Source organism: Ralstonia sp. AU12-08 (assembly GCF_000442475.1).
Taxonomy (GTDB): Bacteria; Pseudomonadota; Gammaproteobacteria; order Burkholderiales; family Burkholderiaceae; genus Ralstonia; species Ralstonia insidiosa.
This window is the reverse complement of sequence record NZ_ASZV01000003.1, coordinates 266,845-281,615: the sequence shown is the minus strand read 5'-3', so window position 1 is coordinate 281,615 and position 14,771 is coordinate 266,845. Positions and strand designations below refer to the sequence as shown.

At 64.4% G+C, this 14,771-nt stretch carries 14 protein-coding genes; 9 read left to right on the top strand and 5 right to left on the bottom strand.

The annotated features are described in order from the left end of the window. Nucleotides 1-3 precede the first annotated feature (3 nt). Nucleotides 4-657, bottom strand: coding sequence for a YitT family protein (locus C404_RS32350; protein ID WP_021192829.1), 654 nt, complete (start codon nucleotides 655-657; stop codon nucleotides 4-6). A gap of 516 nt (nucleotides 658-1,173) precedes the next feature. Here C404_RS32350 and flhA point away from each other — a divergent pair. The 4 genes from flhA to C404_RS32330 are packed head-to-tail and all read left to right on the top strand — an operon-like array spanning nucleotide 1,174 to nucleotide 6,726. Then, on the top strand, nucleotides 1,174-3,282 hold the full coding sequence (gene flhA / locus C404_RS32345; RefSeq protein WP_021192828.1) for a flagellar biosynthesis protein FlhA: 2,109 nt from the start codon (nucleotides 1,174-1,176) through the stop codon (nucleotides 3,280-3,282). Continuing rightward, nucleotides 3,279-5,147 (top strand): flagellar biosynthesis protein FlhF, encoded by a 1,869-nt coding sequence (gene flhF / locus C404_RS32340; protein ID WP_021192827.1) that lies wholly within the window; start codon nucleotides 3,279-3,281, stop codon nucleotides 5,145-5,147. The genes flhA and flhF overlap by 4 nt, the downstream gene beginning before the upstream one ends. Nucleotides 5,148-5,161: 14 nt before the next feature. Further along, entirely contained in the window at nucleotides 5,162-5,956 is a 795-nt protein-coding gene (locus C404_RS32335; RefSeq protein WP_021192826.1) for a MinD/ParA family ATP-binding protein, read from the top strand. 8 nt (nucleotides 5,957-5,964) lie between these two features. After that, nucleotides 5,965-6,726 carry an RNA polymerase sigma factor FliA gene (locus tag C404_RS32330; protein WP_021192825.1) on the top strand — a complete coding sequence of 254 codons (762 nt, stop codon included), beginning with the start codon at nucleotides 5,965-5,967 and terminating at the stop codon, nucleotides 6,724-6,726. A gap of 35 nt (nucleotides 6,727-6,761) precedes the next feature. On the opposite strand, the gene C404_RS32325 is transcribed toward C404_RS32330, so the two are convergent. Continuing rightward, nucleotides 6,762-7,844 (bottom strand): MBL fold metallo-hydrolase, encoded by a 1,083-nt coding sequence (locus tag C404_RS32325; RefSeq protein ID WP_021192824.1) that lies wholly within the window; start codon nucleotides 7,842-7,844, stop codon nucleotides 6,762-6,764. A gap of 387 nt (nucleotides 7,845-8,231) precedes the next feature. Between C404_RS32325 and C404_RS32320 the strand changes: the two genes are divergently transcribed. The 3 genes from C404_RS32320 to C404_RS32310 all read left to right on the top strand — a co-directional run bounded on the left by C404_RS32320 (nucleotide 8,232) and on the right by C404_RS32310 (nucleotide 11,176). Then, nucleotides 8,232-8,894: a hypothetical protein gene (locus tag C404_RS32320; RefSeq protein ID WP_021192823.1), complete on the top strand. Its 663-nt coding sequence runs from the start codon at nucleotides 8,232-8,234 to the stop codon at nucleotides 8,892-8,894. Between the two features lie 148 nt (nucleotides 8,895-9,042). After that, nucleotides 9,043-10,455 (top strand): nucleobase:cation symporter-2 family protein, encoded by a 1,413-nt coding sequence (locus C404_RS32315; protein ID WP_021192822.1) that lies wholly within the window; start codon nucleotides 9,043-9,045, stop codon nucleotides 10,453-10,455. A 190-nt stretch (nucleotides 10,456-10,645) separates the two neighbouring features. After that, the gene (locus C404_RS32310) at nucleotides 10,646-11,176 is read left to right on the top strand and encodes a hypothetical protein (protein WP_021192821.1); all 531 of its coding nucleotides are present in this window, start codon (nucleotides 10,646-10,648) and stop codon (nucleotides 11,174-11,176) included. Between the two features lie 54 nt (nucleotides 11,177-11,230). On the opposite strand, the gene C404_RS32305 is transcribed toward C404_RS32310, so the two are convergent. Then, nucleotides 11,231-11,890 carry a cysteine hydrolase family protein gene (locus tag C404_RS32305; RefSeq protein WP_021192820.1) on the bottom strand — a complete coding sequence of 220 codons (660 nt, stop codon included), beginning with the start codon at nucleotides 11,888-11,890 and terminating at the stop codon, nucleotides 11,231-11,233. A 148-nt stretch (nucleotides 11,891-12,038) separates the two neighbouring features. On the opposite strand from C404_RS32305, the gene C404_RS32300 reads away from it, so the two are divergent. Continuing rightward, complete coding sequence (locus C404_RS32300) at nucleotides 12,039-13,007, top strand: GlxA family transcriptional regulator (RefSeq protein ID WP_021192819.1); 969 nt, start codon at nucleotides 12,039-12,041, stop codon at nucleotides 13,005-13,007. Between the two features lie 25 nt (nucleotides 13,008-13,032). On the opposite strand, the gene C404_RS32295 is transcribed toward C404_RS32300, so the two are convergent. Together C404_RS32295 and C404_RS32290 are read right to left on the bottom strand one after the other, a co-directional pair. Next, complete coding sequence (locus C404_RS32295; RefSeq protein ID WP_021192818.1) at nucleotides 13,033-13,215, bottom strand: glycine zipper 2TM domain-containing protein; 183 nt, start codon at nucleotides 13,213-13,215, stop codon at nucleotides 13,033-13,035. A gap of 195 nt (nucleotides 13,216-13,410) precedes the next feature. Beyond that, nucleotides 13,411-13,971, bottom strand: coding sequence for a YggT family protein (locus tag C404_RS32290; protein ID WP_021192817.1), 561 nt, complete (start codon nucleotides 13,969-13,971; stop codon nucleotides 13,411-13,413). Nucleotides 13,972-14,173: 202 nt separating this feature from the next. Between C404_RS32290 and C404_RS32285 the strand changes: the two genes are divergently transcribed. Then, nucleotides 14,174-14,749, top strand: coding sequence for a YbhB/YbcL family Raf kinase inhibitor-like protein (locus C404_RS32285; RefSeq protein ID WP_232317451.1), 576 nt, complete (start codon nucleotides 14,174-14,176; stop codon nucleotides 14,747-14,749). Nucleotides 14,750-14,771 lie beyond the last annotated feature (22 nt).

Below are 14,771 nucleotides of genomic sequence, written 5' to 3'. Positions count from 1 at the left end.
GCGCTACCGCACCACGACGTTATATCGACCCGGGCGGTGCCATGCGATCACCATCGCGCTCATGGCAACCGCGCTCAGCGCCGACCATCCCGCGCGGCCAGTCGGGATCACCAGGGTCGATGTCAGCAGAATCATCGAATCGATGGCCACCTGCACGATCCCCGCATTGATCCCATGCGCGCGTTGCAGCCAGAGCGTCAGAACGCCCGTGCCGCCAACGCCGGAGCCATGCCGGGCGAGCGCCAACACCCCCATGCCGTTGAGCGTTCCGCCCACCAGCGCTGCAAACAGCGGGCTCTCAAAATCGATGTGCAAGGCCTGCCGCGTCAACGCGAGCAGGAGGGTGATGCCACAACTGGCCAGCGTCGACTTGATGGCAAAACGCGGGCCCATCACGAAATAGGCAAACACGAAAAACGGCACGTTGACCAACGTGAAAATGGTGCCGACCGACAACGGCGCGACATACGACACGAGCAACGCGATCCCGGCAATGCCACCGGTCACGAGTCCGGCCGCGCTGAGCAACACCACCCCCGTCACGATAAACATCATGCCGACGGCCATGCCATAGATGTCCTCAAGCATCGTGTGTCCGGCTGCATGGGGGCTGCTTGCCGCAACGGTGCCGCTTGCGTGATGAAGCTGATGGTCCATGGCGCCGCTCATCGCATGAACGGCCCGTCGGGCAAACAATCGTGTATGTCCAGTAGTGCAGATGTGGGGCGCTTCATTGAACGTTGCCTATGATCGGGTTGGTGCATCCACGCACCGGCCAATGCACCGCCTTTGTGCGGCGTGCGTGGATCCGGGTCTGGTGGGCGGGCGTTTCAGGATGATTTGCAAGTCCCATACCCAGCGCCCCTGGCGGCATGGAACACATACAGCCAGGCCGCTGCTGCACTGCGAGGGTATCGCAGGGGGTGCGGGTTCAGGGACAGGATTGGCACAGCCCATTTGGGTACGCGATTCTGCATGGAAGTCTGCTGCCGCGCACGCCGCACCCTGCTAGGCGGCAGGAAGGGGCATAAGCACACCCCCCGATGGGAGGGTATTTCAAAGAAAAGCCGCCTTTTGGGCGGCTTTCTCGCTTCTTCGATTTGGTGTCTCCCCCGGCAAGATGGCACCCATCGAAAAGCCCCCCGCCGCCCCGACGTTGGCACACCCGTCCAGATGAACGCCGCACTGCTCCGAGTCTCCAGCTTCCTGCGCCAGGGCGACTACCGCTCCGCCGCCGGCCCGGTGCTGATCATCCTGATCCTGGCGATGATGGTGCTGCCGCTGCCGCCGTTCATCCTGGACTTGCTGTTCACGTTCAACATCGCGCTGTCGATCATGGTGCTGCTGATCAGCATGCACACGCTGCGGCCGCTGGATTTCTCGTCGTTCCCCAGCATCCTGCTGATCACCACGCTGATGCGGCTGTCGCTTAACGTGGCCTCCACCCGCGTGGTGCTGATGGAAGGCCACACCGGCCCCGACGCCGCCGGCAAGGTGATCGAGGCGTTCGGCCACTTCCTGGTGGGCGGCAACTACACCGTCGGCATCGTGCTGTTCGTCATCCTGGTGATCATCAACTTCATGGTGATCAGCAAGGGCGCGGGCCGGATTGCCGAGGTCAGCGCGCGCTTCACGCTCGATGCCATGCCCGGCAAGCAGATGGCGATTGACGCCGACCTGAACGCCGGCCTGATCCGTGAAGACGAAGCCCGCAAGCGCCGCACGACCATCGCACAGGAAGCCGAATTCTTCGGTTCCATGGACGGTGCTAGCAAGTTCGTGCGTGGCGACTCGGTGGCGGGTATCGCCATTCTGCTGATCAACATCATCGGTGGCCTGGCCGTGGGCGTGCTCCAGCACAACATGGACATCGGCCACGCGGCCACCAACTACACGCTGCTGACCATTGGCGACGGCCTGGTTGCGCAGATTCCCGCGCTGGTGATCTCCACCGCGGCGGGCATCATGGTCAGCCGCGTGTCCACCGACAAGGACGTCGGCCAGCAACTGTCGAGCGAGTTGTTTGCCATGCCGATGGTGCTGATGACCACCGCCGGCGTGATCGGCCTGCTGGGCCTGGTGCCGGGCATGCCGCACATCCCGTTCATCCTGTTTGGCGGCGGCCTGGGTTATCTGGGCTGGTACCTGAAGAAGCGCCGCGAGATTCCCGAGCCGGAACCGGTGCTGCAGGCTATTGCCCCGGTCGATACGCCGGAAGCGAGCTGGGACGACGTGTCGTGGGTCGACGTGCTGGGTCTGGAGATCGGCTACCGCCTGATCCCGCTGGTCGACAAGAGCCAGGACGGCGAGCTGCTGCGCCGCATCAAGGGCATCCGCAAGAAATTCACGCAGGACATGGGCTTTCTGGCGCCGGTTGTGCACATTCGCGACAACCTGGAGCTAGGCCCGTCGTCGTACCGCATCACGCTCAAGGGCGTGGAAATCGGGCAGGGCGAGGTGCAGCAGGGCAAGTTCCTGGCCATCAACCCGGGCGGTCAGGACGGGCATGGCGAACGCTTGGGCACGCAACTGCCGGGCACCCCCACCGTGGACCCGACCTTCGGCCTGCCGGCCATGTGGATCACCGCCGATGTGCGCGATCGCGCGCAGGCCGAGGGCTATACCGTGGTCGATTGCAGCACGGTCATCGCCACGCACGTCAATCAGTTGATTTACACCCATAGCACCGAGCTTCTCGGCCGTTTGGAAGTGCAGCAGTTGCTCGATCATTTGGCCAAGGAAGCACCGAAGCTGGTCGAAGACGTTGTGCCCAAGCTGTTGCCCGTCGCGACCGTGCAGAAGGTGCTGCAGAACCTGCTGGACGAAGGCCTGCACATCCGCGACATCCGCACCATCGTCGAGACGCTGGCGGAGCACGGAGGCAGGACGCAAGACCCCGCCGAACTCACCGCCGCCGTGCGGATCGCGCTGGGCCGGGCAATCGCCCAGCACCTGTTTCCGGCCAAGAACGAAATGCAGGTCGTCACGCTCGACCCGAATCTGGAGAACATCTTGCTGCAAAGCATCGTTGGCGCACATGCCGGCTCAGCCGGCCCGATCGAACCGCAACTGGCTGATTCGCTCATGCAAGCGGCTGCGGATTCGTCACGTCAATACGAACAGATGGGCCAGACGGGCGTCCTGCTCGTACCGCCCGCGCTGCGCCCCATGCTGGCCCGCTTGTTCAAGCGTGCCGCACCCAGCCTGCGCGTGCTGTCACACGCTGAAATTCCAGATCACCGAACGATTAAGGTTGTCGCCATGCTTGGAGGCCGCGCATGAAAATGCATCGATTCACCGGACTGACGTCGCGCGACGTGTTGCGTAAAGTGCGCGACCAGTTGGGCGACGACGCGCTGATCCTCTCGAACCGCGCCGTGCCGGGCGGCATCGAGGTCATCGCCGCCTCCGATACGCACCTGGATGCGCTGGTCGATACGCACTCGACCGCACCGAAGGCCGCACAACGCCGCCCGAGCATGCCGGCTCCAATTCCCGAGCCCGCACCGGTGGCCGAGGTTGCCGCCCAGGCGCCTGCCGAGCCGCAAGTGCAAATGCAGGTGTCGGCCTCGGCCCCAGCAGAAGCCTCGGCCGCACCCAACGCGCTGGCCCGCCTGCGCAACCGCTTTACCGCTGCGCGCCGCGCTGCCGTGCAAGCCCCGGTGCAGGAAGACGCGCTGGCTGAGCCGGCCGCTGGCCGCAAGCTGCAAGCCCGCGTGGATGACGACGTGGAGCTCGGCGCATCGGAAACGCTGCTGGGTGTGGACCCGCTGGTGGCCTCCACCCGCATGCTGGCAGGCCTGTCGCTGGATCGCGCCAACGAAGATGCCGCCCAGACGCTGGCCAGCACGGCCCAGTTCATCGCCCGCCGCACCGTGGTGCCGGAAGACGAACCCGTCGAGCCGATCAAGCGCACGGCCGCCCGCCGTGAATCGCAGCGTGAGCAGGATGACCAGCCGACCACGCTGCGCTCGTTTGCCGAGCGTGTGGAAGCCCAGGCACGCGCTACGCGCGCTGCCGAGCAGCAGATTGCCCGCCCGCAACCGCAAGTTGAGAGCGCCAACCCGGCCGACATCTTCGTCCGCATGGAGGATTCGATGGCCAAACCGGACACCCCGCGCGAAGACGTGAGCCTGCAGCGCTCGGCCATCAAGGCCGACATCAAGGCGGAAACCGACGCCATGACCCGCCGCATGGTGGGCGAGATCGAAACGCTCAAGAGCACGTTGACCGACGCCATGTCGAGCCTGGCCTCGCTGGGTGTGAAGCTGGGCGATCCGGTGCGCACGCGCCTGTTCCAGACCATGCTGAACGCGGGTTTCTCGGCACAGCTCACACGCTACGTGCTCGAGAACATGCCGCAGCACGACACGTATGAAGGTGCGCTGGACTTCGTGCAGCGCGCCATTGAAAAGAACCTGACCACCGTGTCGGATGAAAACAGCCTGCTCGACCAGGGCGGCGTGTTTGCCCTGATGGGCCCGACGGGTGTGGGCAAGACCACCACCACCGCCAAGCTGGCTGCGCGCTTCGTGCTGCGCCACGGTGCGTCGCGCGTGGCACTGCTGTCGACCGACAGCTACCGGATCGGCGGCCACGAACAGCTGCGCATCTACGGCAAGATCCTGGGCGTCTCGGTGCATGCCGTGAAAGACGCGCAAGACCTGAGCCTGGCGCTCAATGATCTGCGTGAGAAACACGTCGTGCTGATCGACACCATCGGCATGAGCCAGCGCGATCGCGCGGTGTCTGAACAGATGGCGATGCTGCACGCCGTGGGCCCGTCGATCAAACGCCTGCTGCTGCTGAACGCGGCAAGCAACGGTAAGACGCTCGACGAAGTGGTGAGCGCCTACCGCGATGCCAACCTGGCCGGCTGCATTCTGACCAAGATCGACGAGGCTGCATCGGTGGGCCACGCCATGGACGTGATGATCCGCCGCCGCCTGCCGCTGCACTACGTGTCGTACGGCCAGCGTGTGCCGGAGGACATTGCAGTACCGAACAAGAAGCTGCTGATCCACCGCAGCTTCCGTGCAAGTGCCGAGCAATCGTCGTTCGCGCTGGATTCAGATGAATCGCTGCTGGTGGCGCAAGGCGCCGCACGCAGCCGCGAACCGGGCCTGGCCGCTTTCGATTTCGCCTGAACAAGGGGGCGAGCATGACCACACCTTTCGCCAAGGATCAAGCCGCCGGGCTGCGCCGCATGCTCGGTCAGGCAGCCAGCCGCCGCGTGCTGGTGATCGGCGAGCAAGAGCAGGTGGATGACTTTGTCGACAACCTGCGCATTGCGCTGTCCGCCATGGGCCGCGACGCCGCCGTGGTGAGCGCGCAGACCATGCTGGCTGTGGCGGGCATGCTCGAACAGTACGACGACAAGGCGGACGTGACGCTAGTGGCCGCGCATTTCGGTACCCGCGCGCTCGCCACCGTGGCCGAGGCTTGCGATGACGTACTGCTGACCTTCACCGACGGTCCGGAAGGCATCAAGAGCGCGTACACGCTGCTCAAGAAAACCGCTGTGCTGCAAGGTAGCGGCGCCGGCATCCGCACTGTGGTGTGCGGTGCGCATTCGGTCGACTCCGCCGTGCGCGTGTTCGGCAACCTGGCCAACACGGTGGGGCAGTATCTGAACACCCGGATCGACTTTGCCGGTTATCTGCCGGAAGACCGGCACGTAGAACTGGCGCTCTCGCTCGGCAAGCCCGTGGCGAGCGCGTTTCCCGCATCGCCTTCGGCCATGGCCTTCCGCCAGCTTGCCGAAGAGATGCTGAGCTGGGCCAGCGCCGAGGCCCAGGCCGCTGATGTCGCTGGTAGCACGGCGGCGTCGCGGGTGACGGTATCGGCGCAAGAACCGACTCAGGCTGCGCCGGATGCGGCGGCCCATGAGGCGGCACAAACAACGTCGATCCTGACGCCCCGCGCTACCGCGCGCGCGGCCGAGATGGTTTATTGAGGCGCACCATGAACGAAGCGCCAAAGGCAGGCATGGATATGTACACCGCAACCGGTCGCAAGACCAAGTCCGACGAGATGGCGACGTATGCACCGCTGGTACGCCGCATTGCCAACCAGATGATGGTGAAGCTGCCGGCCAGCGTCGAACTCGACGATCTGATCCAGGCCGGCATGATGGGTTTGCTCGATGCACTGTCGCGCTATGAAGAAACACAGGGCGTGCAGTTCGAGTTCTACGCGGCCCAGCGCATTCGCGGCGCGATCCTGGACGAGCTGCGTGGCTCCGATTGGCTGCCGCGCGGCCTGCGCCGCAGCGCCCGCACGATCGAGCAGGCGATCCAGAAGCTGCAGCAGCAGAAGGGCCGCGCGCCCACGGAAACGGAAATTGCCGCTGCGCTGAATATGTCGCTGGCCGACTACCAGAAGCAACTGGTCGACCTGCAAGGCAGCCAGCTGCTGTACTACGAAGATTTCGACCGCGAAGACGCCGACGCCTTCATCGAGAACCGCGCCGCCGAGAACGATTTGACGCCGCTGGACCAGTTGCTGGACCACGACTTGCGCGAATCGGTGGTGGCCGCCATCGAAGGCCTGCCCGAGCGTGAGAAGCTCATGATGAGCCTCTACTACGAGCAGGATCTGAACCTGCGCGAAATCGGCGCCGTGATGGGCGTGTCGGAATCGCGCGTGTGCCAGATCCACAGCCAGGCCATCGCACGCATCCGCGCTCGTCTGCGTGATCGTGCATGGCTGCCGACGCCGACCTGATGCCGGCGTAGTTCCGAGCTTTCCCTGCCAAAGTCTTATTGCGCGGCCAGCGAGTCATCTCGCGGCCGCGCTTTTTCTTTGGGTAATGCGGTGACAAGGCGTTGGGCCGCTGCATCCCATACGCGCGTCTCGCCATGCTTGAAGAGGACGAAGCGTTCTGCGGGCACGTCGGCAACCTTCAATGCGTTGGCCAGATCGGCGATGGGCTGGTCCAACGGTTCGTCCGTCAGCGCGAACGTGCCCCAGTGGATGCCCACCGCCTGCCGCGCACCGATGTCCTGCATGACCTGCACCGCCTCGGTCGGGTCGATGTGCTGGGCCTTCATGAACCAGCGTGGCTCGTACGCGCCCACGGCAATCGCCGCCACATCAAAGTGGCCGAAGCGTGTGCCGATGTCGCGCGTGTCTTGCGAATACCCCAGATCGCCCGAGAACCAGAAGCGCAGGCGCGGATGCAGCAGTGCCCAACTGCCCCATAGCGTCTGGTTGCGGTCGTACAGGCCACGTGCGGACCAATGCTGCACGGCGCAGAAGTGCGCGGTGAAGGGGCCGAAGTGTGCTTCATCGTCCCAGTCGAAGGCGCGCACGTTGGGCTTGTCACCTGATAGGCGCGTGCCGCGCACGTTGCGCGCAAACCAGTGGTCGATGCCCAGCGGCACGAAAAACATCGGTGCGCCGCCCGGCTGACGCATCAGCGCACGCACGCTGGCACGGTCCAGATGGTCGTAGTGGTTGTGCGAGATCAGCACCAGGTCGATATGCGGCAACTGCTTGAGCGACAGGCCCGGCGGCTGGTGGCGGCGCGGGCCGGCAAACGGCAGCGGTGAGGCGCGCTTGGAGAACACCGGGTCTGTCAGCACGTTGAGCCCGTCAATCTGCAGCAGCAGCGTTTCATGGCCGATCCAGGTGAGCTGCGGCACGTCAGGCGGCTGGTGTACCGCGCTCAGGTTGGGGGCAATGCAGGCGAGGTCCAGTGTGGGCGGTTTGGGGAGCCCTGACTTGCGGCGCTCGCGTTGCCATTTCCAGAAATCCCCGCCGGGGCGCGGATGGGGATAGCGGTTGCGGAAGCCATCCGGCGTGTGGTGAGGCTTGGCCGGATCATAGTGAGGGTTCTTCATGGCATCGCTGGGGATGGACGAGTCCCGCAGTTGAGGGAGCCCGTTTGAATATCAAGGAATATGAAGTTGTGTTGTTTCTTGAACTTTGGGTGAGCCACTGCCTAGGCTGAATCCGCCTCGCTGAGGCGCGCTGCGCAGCACATTCCGCTACGGAGTCGCGGCAGTTCAACCTTCCTCAAGGACCACAATGGATTCATCTCATCACTTGGCTGGGCAAACCGATGTTACGGATGCGCACGATGCGCATAAAAAAAGGGGACCGCCAACAATTTGACAGGTTGTCAGAAACCGGCGGCGAGTGGGCAGGCTGTTCTTCTGCCCGACGCCCGGGTTGTCACGTTTGCCACAGAGTCATTGCCTGCCCATCGTAGTGCGCCACCCCGCTTCATGCTGGGCAACGGGGCGCGGCAGGTCAGCGGTAGCGCTGCTCGGCTGGCGCAACTGCGTTCGGGTGCCATCATCGGCATCAACGACTACCAGCTGATTGGCGACACCGCCGAGCTGGCGGATCTCCATCACCACCGCGGTTACATGCACGGGCGCTGGACGCGCGGCACCGTGCGCATGGGCGCGCAAACGTTAGCGGTGGGCGGCAACGCCGGGGACTACCACTACGCCGTGATCGATCAGGCCGACCTGACCCTGCGCCAGCAGACGGCGCTCGGGTGTCGCGGCGTGTTTACAACGCCCACCGTGGTTGGCGGATGCGGGCCCGTAGGCTGCGTGAGCGGCACGTTGGACATGGTTTGGCAGGGCGGCACCCTGCGTCTGATCGGCAGCCTGGAAGTGCAAGCCAGCGGGCTGCGCGCGACGCTGCTGATCCGGCACTACCAGCCCGATATTGGCGCCACCTGCCACGGTGGTAGCCCGTTTGGGCGCGGCACCTATGATCTCACGCCCGTGGTGGCCGACAACGGCATGCTGCGATGCGCCATCCTGTACCGCCAGCGATTCGACTCCGGCGTGACCTACCAGGGTGTGGCGATGTTCGAAGCGCACTCGCATTTCGGAACGCAAAATATGTACACAAAAGACGATAGCAATTGTTGACATAAGCCGGAGCGCGCTCCAAGATGCCGGCAAATGTGCGACATCACGTCGCGCAAATGTCGGCAGACGGGGCCCGTGCCCGGTCCGCTCGATGCACACCAGGCACGCTCCCGGCACGTACACGGGAGTGGCCCCAGGAGACAAGACAATGCGCCAATCCCCCGGCCTTCCCTCGCCGTCGTCCTCGACCTGCGTCGATCCTGTCAACGAACGCCTGCCGCTGCCGCGCCTGTTTGCACTCGGCTTGCAGCACCTGCTGGTGATGTATGCCGGTGCGATTGCGGTGCCGCTGATTGTCGGCAATGCGCTCGGCCTGTCGAAGAGCGATCTTTCGTATCTCGTCAATTGCGACCTGTTTGCAGCCGGTATCGGCACGCTCATCCAGTCGCTCGGCTTCCTGATCTTCGGGATCCGGCTGCCGGTGATGATGGGGGTGACGTTTGCCGCCGTGGCACCGATGATCGCCATCGGTGTGGAACCCGGCATGGGGCTGCCCGGCATCTTTGGAGCATCCATCGTCTCGGGTGTGTTCGGCATTGCCATTGCACCGCTGATGGGGCGGCTGCTGGGCCTGTTCCCGCGTGTGGTGACGGGCACGGTCATCATGCTGATCGGCTTTTCGCTGCTGAGCGTGGGCATCAACTGGGCCGCCGGTGGCCAGCAGATGATTCCGCAGGTGGTGGACGGTGTGAAACACATGGTGCCGAACCCGGCCTTTGGCGACCCGTTTGGCCTGGCGATTGCCGCGCTGGTGCTGGTGACGATCCTGCTGCTGACCAAGTTCGGTAACGCGCTGCTGTGCAATATCGCTGTGCTGCTGGGCATCGTGGCGGGTACGCTGGTGGCCGCCGCTTTCGGCAAGGTGTCGCTGGCCGATGCCAGCGCCGCGCCGCTGATGACGCTGGTGACGCCGTTCCACTTCGGCATGCCCAAGTTCGAACTGTCGGCCATCATTTCGATGTGCATCGTGATCTTGATCACGCTGGTGGAATCAACCGGCATGTTCCTCGCGCTGTCGCACGTGGTGGGCAAGCCCATCTCGCGCAACGAGCTGACCAACGGCCTGCGCGCTGACGGTCTGGCGACGGTGGTGGCCGGTGTGTTCAACACGTTCCCGCATACGTCGTTCTCGCAGAACATCGGGCTGGTGTCGATCACGGGCGTGCGTTCGCGCTACGTGGCGGCAGCGGGCGGTGTGCTGCTGATCGTGCTGGGGCTCTTTCCGAAGCTGTCGTACGTGGTGGCATCCGTGCCGCAGTACGTGCTGGGTGGCGCGGGGCTGGTGATGTTCGGCATGGTGGCCGCGGCCGGTATCCGCATGCTGGGCATGGTGGATTTCCAGAACCAGCGCCATAACCTGCTGATCATCGCCGTGTCGGTGGGCTTTGGCATGGTGCCGACGCTGGCGCCGACCTTCTTCCACCACTTCCCGGAATGGACGCACCCGATTACCCACAGCGGCATCGTCCTGGGCACGCTGGTGGCAGTGGTGCTCAACGCATGGTTCAACGGCATCCGTGGTTCGCATGAGGTGATGAGCGGCGCCGCTGCAGCGCACTGAGTAACGCAACCCGCAACCACGCAACACCCCGCTTCAGGCGGGGTGTTTTGCTTTGGCGACACCAATCTGAGCGCAAGCGTTTGCTTAACGATTTCACCGTGCACGCTGCGCAGTTTCACGGTTCTGCAAATAAAGCGCCTTAGGTTGTGCCCAATCTTCGGAGGAGGAAGAGAAAAAACGGGGGGAAACCATGCAAGCGCTATCAGCACGATTCGAAAAGACAGACGCGGGGCGCCGTGAGATCGCCACGCGCAACGGCGCGCTCAGCCGCTCAAGCCGCGCGTTGCTCATCATGGTGGACGGCCAGGCCACGGGCGAGGATCTTGCCGTGCGTGCGAGCCAACTGGGTCTGCAAGCGCAGGCCGTGCTCGAACTGCTGCAGGCGGGTTTCATTCAAATTGCGGCCGATGTTGCAGGTGAGCCTGCCTTGGTTCCGGTTGCCGAACCCCAGCCCGAGCCGCCCAAGCCCGCCGCGCCCAATCGCAAGCGATCGCTGGCTGCGGCACGCATGTACCTCATGGACATTGCGGCGCGCACGTTCAGCTCGGCCGAGCATCCGATCCGCCAGCGCCTGGTCGAGGCCACCGACCGCGCGTCTGTGGAAGGCGCATTCGAGGCGCTGATGGCAGCCCTGCGCGAAGCCACCTCGGCGTCGATGGTGGAGCAGGTCGAAGTCTCTTTCCGGGGGTTTCTGCCGGCCGAAGAGGGTGTGGCCGGCTGAGCGCGAACACCCCGCGCAAGGCGAGGTGTTTATTCTGTCGACAACGTCGCGCGATCAGGCTGCCTTCTGCGCCACATCATCCTTCAGCAGACCACGCGCCCGCTGATTGGACTTGTAGATGTTGTCGCGCACCGGCACCGCACCGGTCTTCACGCTCTGCACCCAATCCTGGGTCGACATCACCGCCGCAAAGCGCGATTGCAGCACCACGCTGAATACGCGATGGATCTCTTCGGCACTCGCAAAGCCGGCCTGGTTCTGATACGGCACCGACCCCGAGGCATCGTGCAAGAACTCCACTGCCGTGCCGTTGTGTAGCGCATGGTTGATGGTGGAGGCATCGCAGTTGTGCGTCATGTAGCCGACCACGGTCAATGTGTCGATGCCGTTGGTTTGCAGCCATTGCGCCAGATCGGTTTCCGGGTATGCACTCGGCAGCGTCTTGCTCACGTAGTGGTCGTGCGGACGCGAGGCCACCACCGGGTGCAGTTGCCAGCCGTCCGTGTCAATGGCAAACAGCGGCGAGCTGGCGGGCGAGGTCTGCTGTACGACGATCACCGGAATGCCGGCCTCACGCGCCGTATCCATGGCAACGCCGATATTGGCGACAGTTTGCTGCGGGTTCGGGTACTCGATCGGCAGGCCGCCGGTGAAGTACTCGTTCTGCACATCGATGACGATCAGGGCGCGCTTGGGGGTGGCGTTTGCGGTCATGGCGGACTCCTCGGAGTGGATTTCGGGATTTGCTGTCTGGGGCGTTGTGTTGTGCCCGTGGACAGCATCTTCGTGCATGGCTATCCTTCCCGACAGTGGCCCGGAAGACATTCATCGATGAAATTGGGCCAAAGCGAATGGATACGCCATGCAACCCCGGGAAATTGCCGTTCTGGCCTTCAACGACATCAGTCCGTTTCACCTCTCCGTGCCGTGCCTGGTATTCGAAGACCGCATCTGGGCGGGGCTGCCCGCCTACAACCTGCGCATCTGCGCGGGTGAGCCGACCAGGAAAGGCGGCCTGCGCACCACGGCTGGATTTGCTGTACAGACTGACCTGACGCTGGAAGATGCGGCCCGCGCTGACGTGCTGATCGTGCCGTCATGGCGCGACACAGACGAGCGCCCGCCCGCACCCATGGTGAACGCCGTGCGCGCTGCGTATGAGCGGGGCGCCACGGTGGTCGGCCTATGCCTGGGGGCGTTCGTGCTGGCGGAGGCCGGCGTGCTTGACGGCCGCGAGGCGACCACGCACTGGAGCGCGGTCGAGGCGTTCTCGCAGCGTTATCCGCGCGTGAAGCTTGTACCCGATGTGCTGTATCTGGATGCCGATGCAGGCCGGCTGGTGACATCTGCCGGTACGGCTGCGGGGCTGGATTGCTGCCTGCATCTCGTGCGCCGCTGGCATGGTGCAGAGGTGGCCAACCGCATTGCGCGGCGGCTGGTGGTGGCGCCGCATCGGCAGGGCGGGCAGGCGCAATACATTGAGCAACCGCTGCACGATGCACCGGGCGGTGATCGCTTATCCGATCTGCTGAACTGGGCCGTTGCCAACCTGGCTGAGCCGCACACGCTGGATTCGCTGGCTGAACGCGCCGCGATGAGCCGACGCAATTTCACGCGACGCTTTCGTGAGCTGACTGGCGCGACCGTCGGCCAATGGCTGCTCGGCCAGCGCCTGGCCTATGCGCAGCGCATGCTGGAGACCACACGCCAGCCGGTGGAAGCGATTGCACAACTGGCAGGCTTCGGCAGTGCGGTGTCGTTGCGCCAGCATTTCAGCCGGACGTATCACACCTCGCCCAGCGCATATCGCGCGCTGTTCGCGCAAACCTGAAGAGAGAAGGGATGGGCGGGACCGGCTACTTGCTCAGCTCGTGGCCGATCACACCGCCGGCCACTGCGCCGCCGATCGTGCCGGCCGGGCTGTGTGTCAGCTCATGGCCTGCTACGCCGCCCGCCACTGCACCGCCTACGGTGCATGCCGCCAATGCCGGGGCCAGTGCCGCAATCACGCAAATCAGCGCCGTTTTCCAGGTGTTCATGTGTGCTCTCCTGATAGGGCCGGCGCAGTGCGTGCGCTGGCACCTTCAGTCGAGCAAGGCGCGTGCCGCGCTCAGAACCTGTTCACGATCCGTAGCGAGCGGCTCGAGGTTGACCCGAGAAGCGCAACCGTACATGTGTACGGTGAGCATCGCAGGGCCAAGATCGGGCTGCGCAGTAGGATTGTGAATAGGTTTTCACATGAACAGCGGCGAAAGGGACAGGTGCGACAGCGCGATCACCAGCACCTGCGCAATCACAAGCAGGATCAGCGGAGAGAGATCCAGCCGCCCGCCCAGCGGCGGCACCACGCGGCGGATCGGGCGCAGCAGCGGGTCAACCAGCGTATTGAGCACCGCGCCCATGGGCGATGCCGGGCCCATCCACGACAGGATGGCCGACGCAATGGTCACCCATACCAGCACGTTGAACGCCCACTTGAGCACGGTGAACAGCGCTGCCACAAAGCCCCATGGCAGGAGCGCCATCGGGCTCACGCCCACGGAGGCCAGCAGCAGGAACAGATACACGAGCGCGGTGGCATAGGCTGCCACCAGCGATGACCAATCGATGTAGCCCGTGGCCGGAATCACCCGGCGCAGCGGATGCACCAGCCAGCCCGTCAGTTGAAAGATGGCCTGCGACAGCGGATTGCGCGGTGACAGCCGCACCGCCTGCGTCCAGGCGCGTATCAACAGCGCGGCGCCAAAGAGCGAGAAGATCGTGTCGAGCAGAAAACGCGTGATGTCGCCGAACATGCGCCCGGGTCTCCTATGGTCAGGTGAGGCAAAAGCTGCGAGGGCGAGAGCTTCGCCGGAGGGCGGTTATTGTCGCACGGGACTCTGACGGTACGCTGCGTGCGCTACCTGTGATGATGTGTCGCGCGCGGTAGGCGTGTCGCGGGTGTTGGCGTATCGTCTTGGCGCTTTTCGGAGAACAAACCTCTCAAGGAGATCCATCGTGGCACTACGTATGCTCCGCGCGCCGCTCAGCGCCGGGCTGTTTTTGTTTGCATGCCTGTCGGCCGCGCCTGCTGCGCATGCCGAGACCAACGCCTTCACCCTTCAGTCGTCCGCGTTTGCCGACAACGGCGTCATCGACCGCAAGTACGCCGGCAAGAACCCCGCCAACCAGAATTGCACGGGCGAGAACATCTCGCCGGCGCTGAGCTGGTCCAACCTGCCGGCCGGCACCAAGAGTCTGGCGTTGATCGTGAGTGATCCGCAGGGCCAACTCGGCCAAGGTGCGAACCATTGGTTGACCTACGGCATTCCCGCCACGCAGACCGAGTTGCGCGAAGGCGCCGCTACAAGCGATGCCCTGCGCATGGGCCAGAATACCTTTGGCGACCCAGCCTACCTGGGGCCGTGCCCTCCCAAGGGCTCGGGCATGCACCATTACATCTTCCTGCTGATCGCCACCGACTTGGCGCCCGACGCGCTGCCCAGCGGGCTCACCCGCACCGAGCTGGATGCCGCCCTCAAGGGACACACCAAGGGCGCTGCGGCTTGGATTGGCCGCTTCGGCAACTTCTGATGTGAGTGCGCTGGCCGCCTGC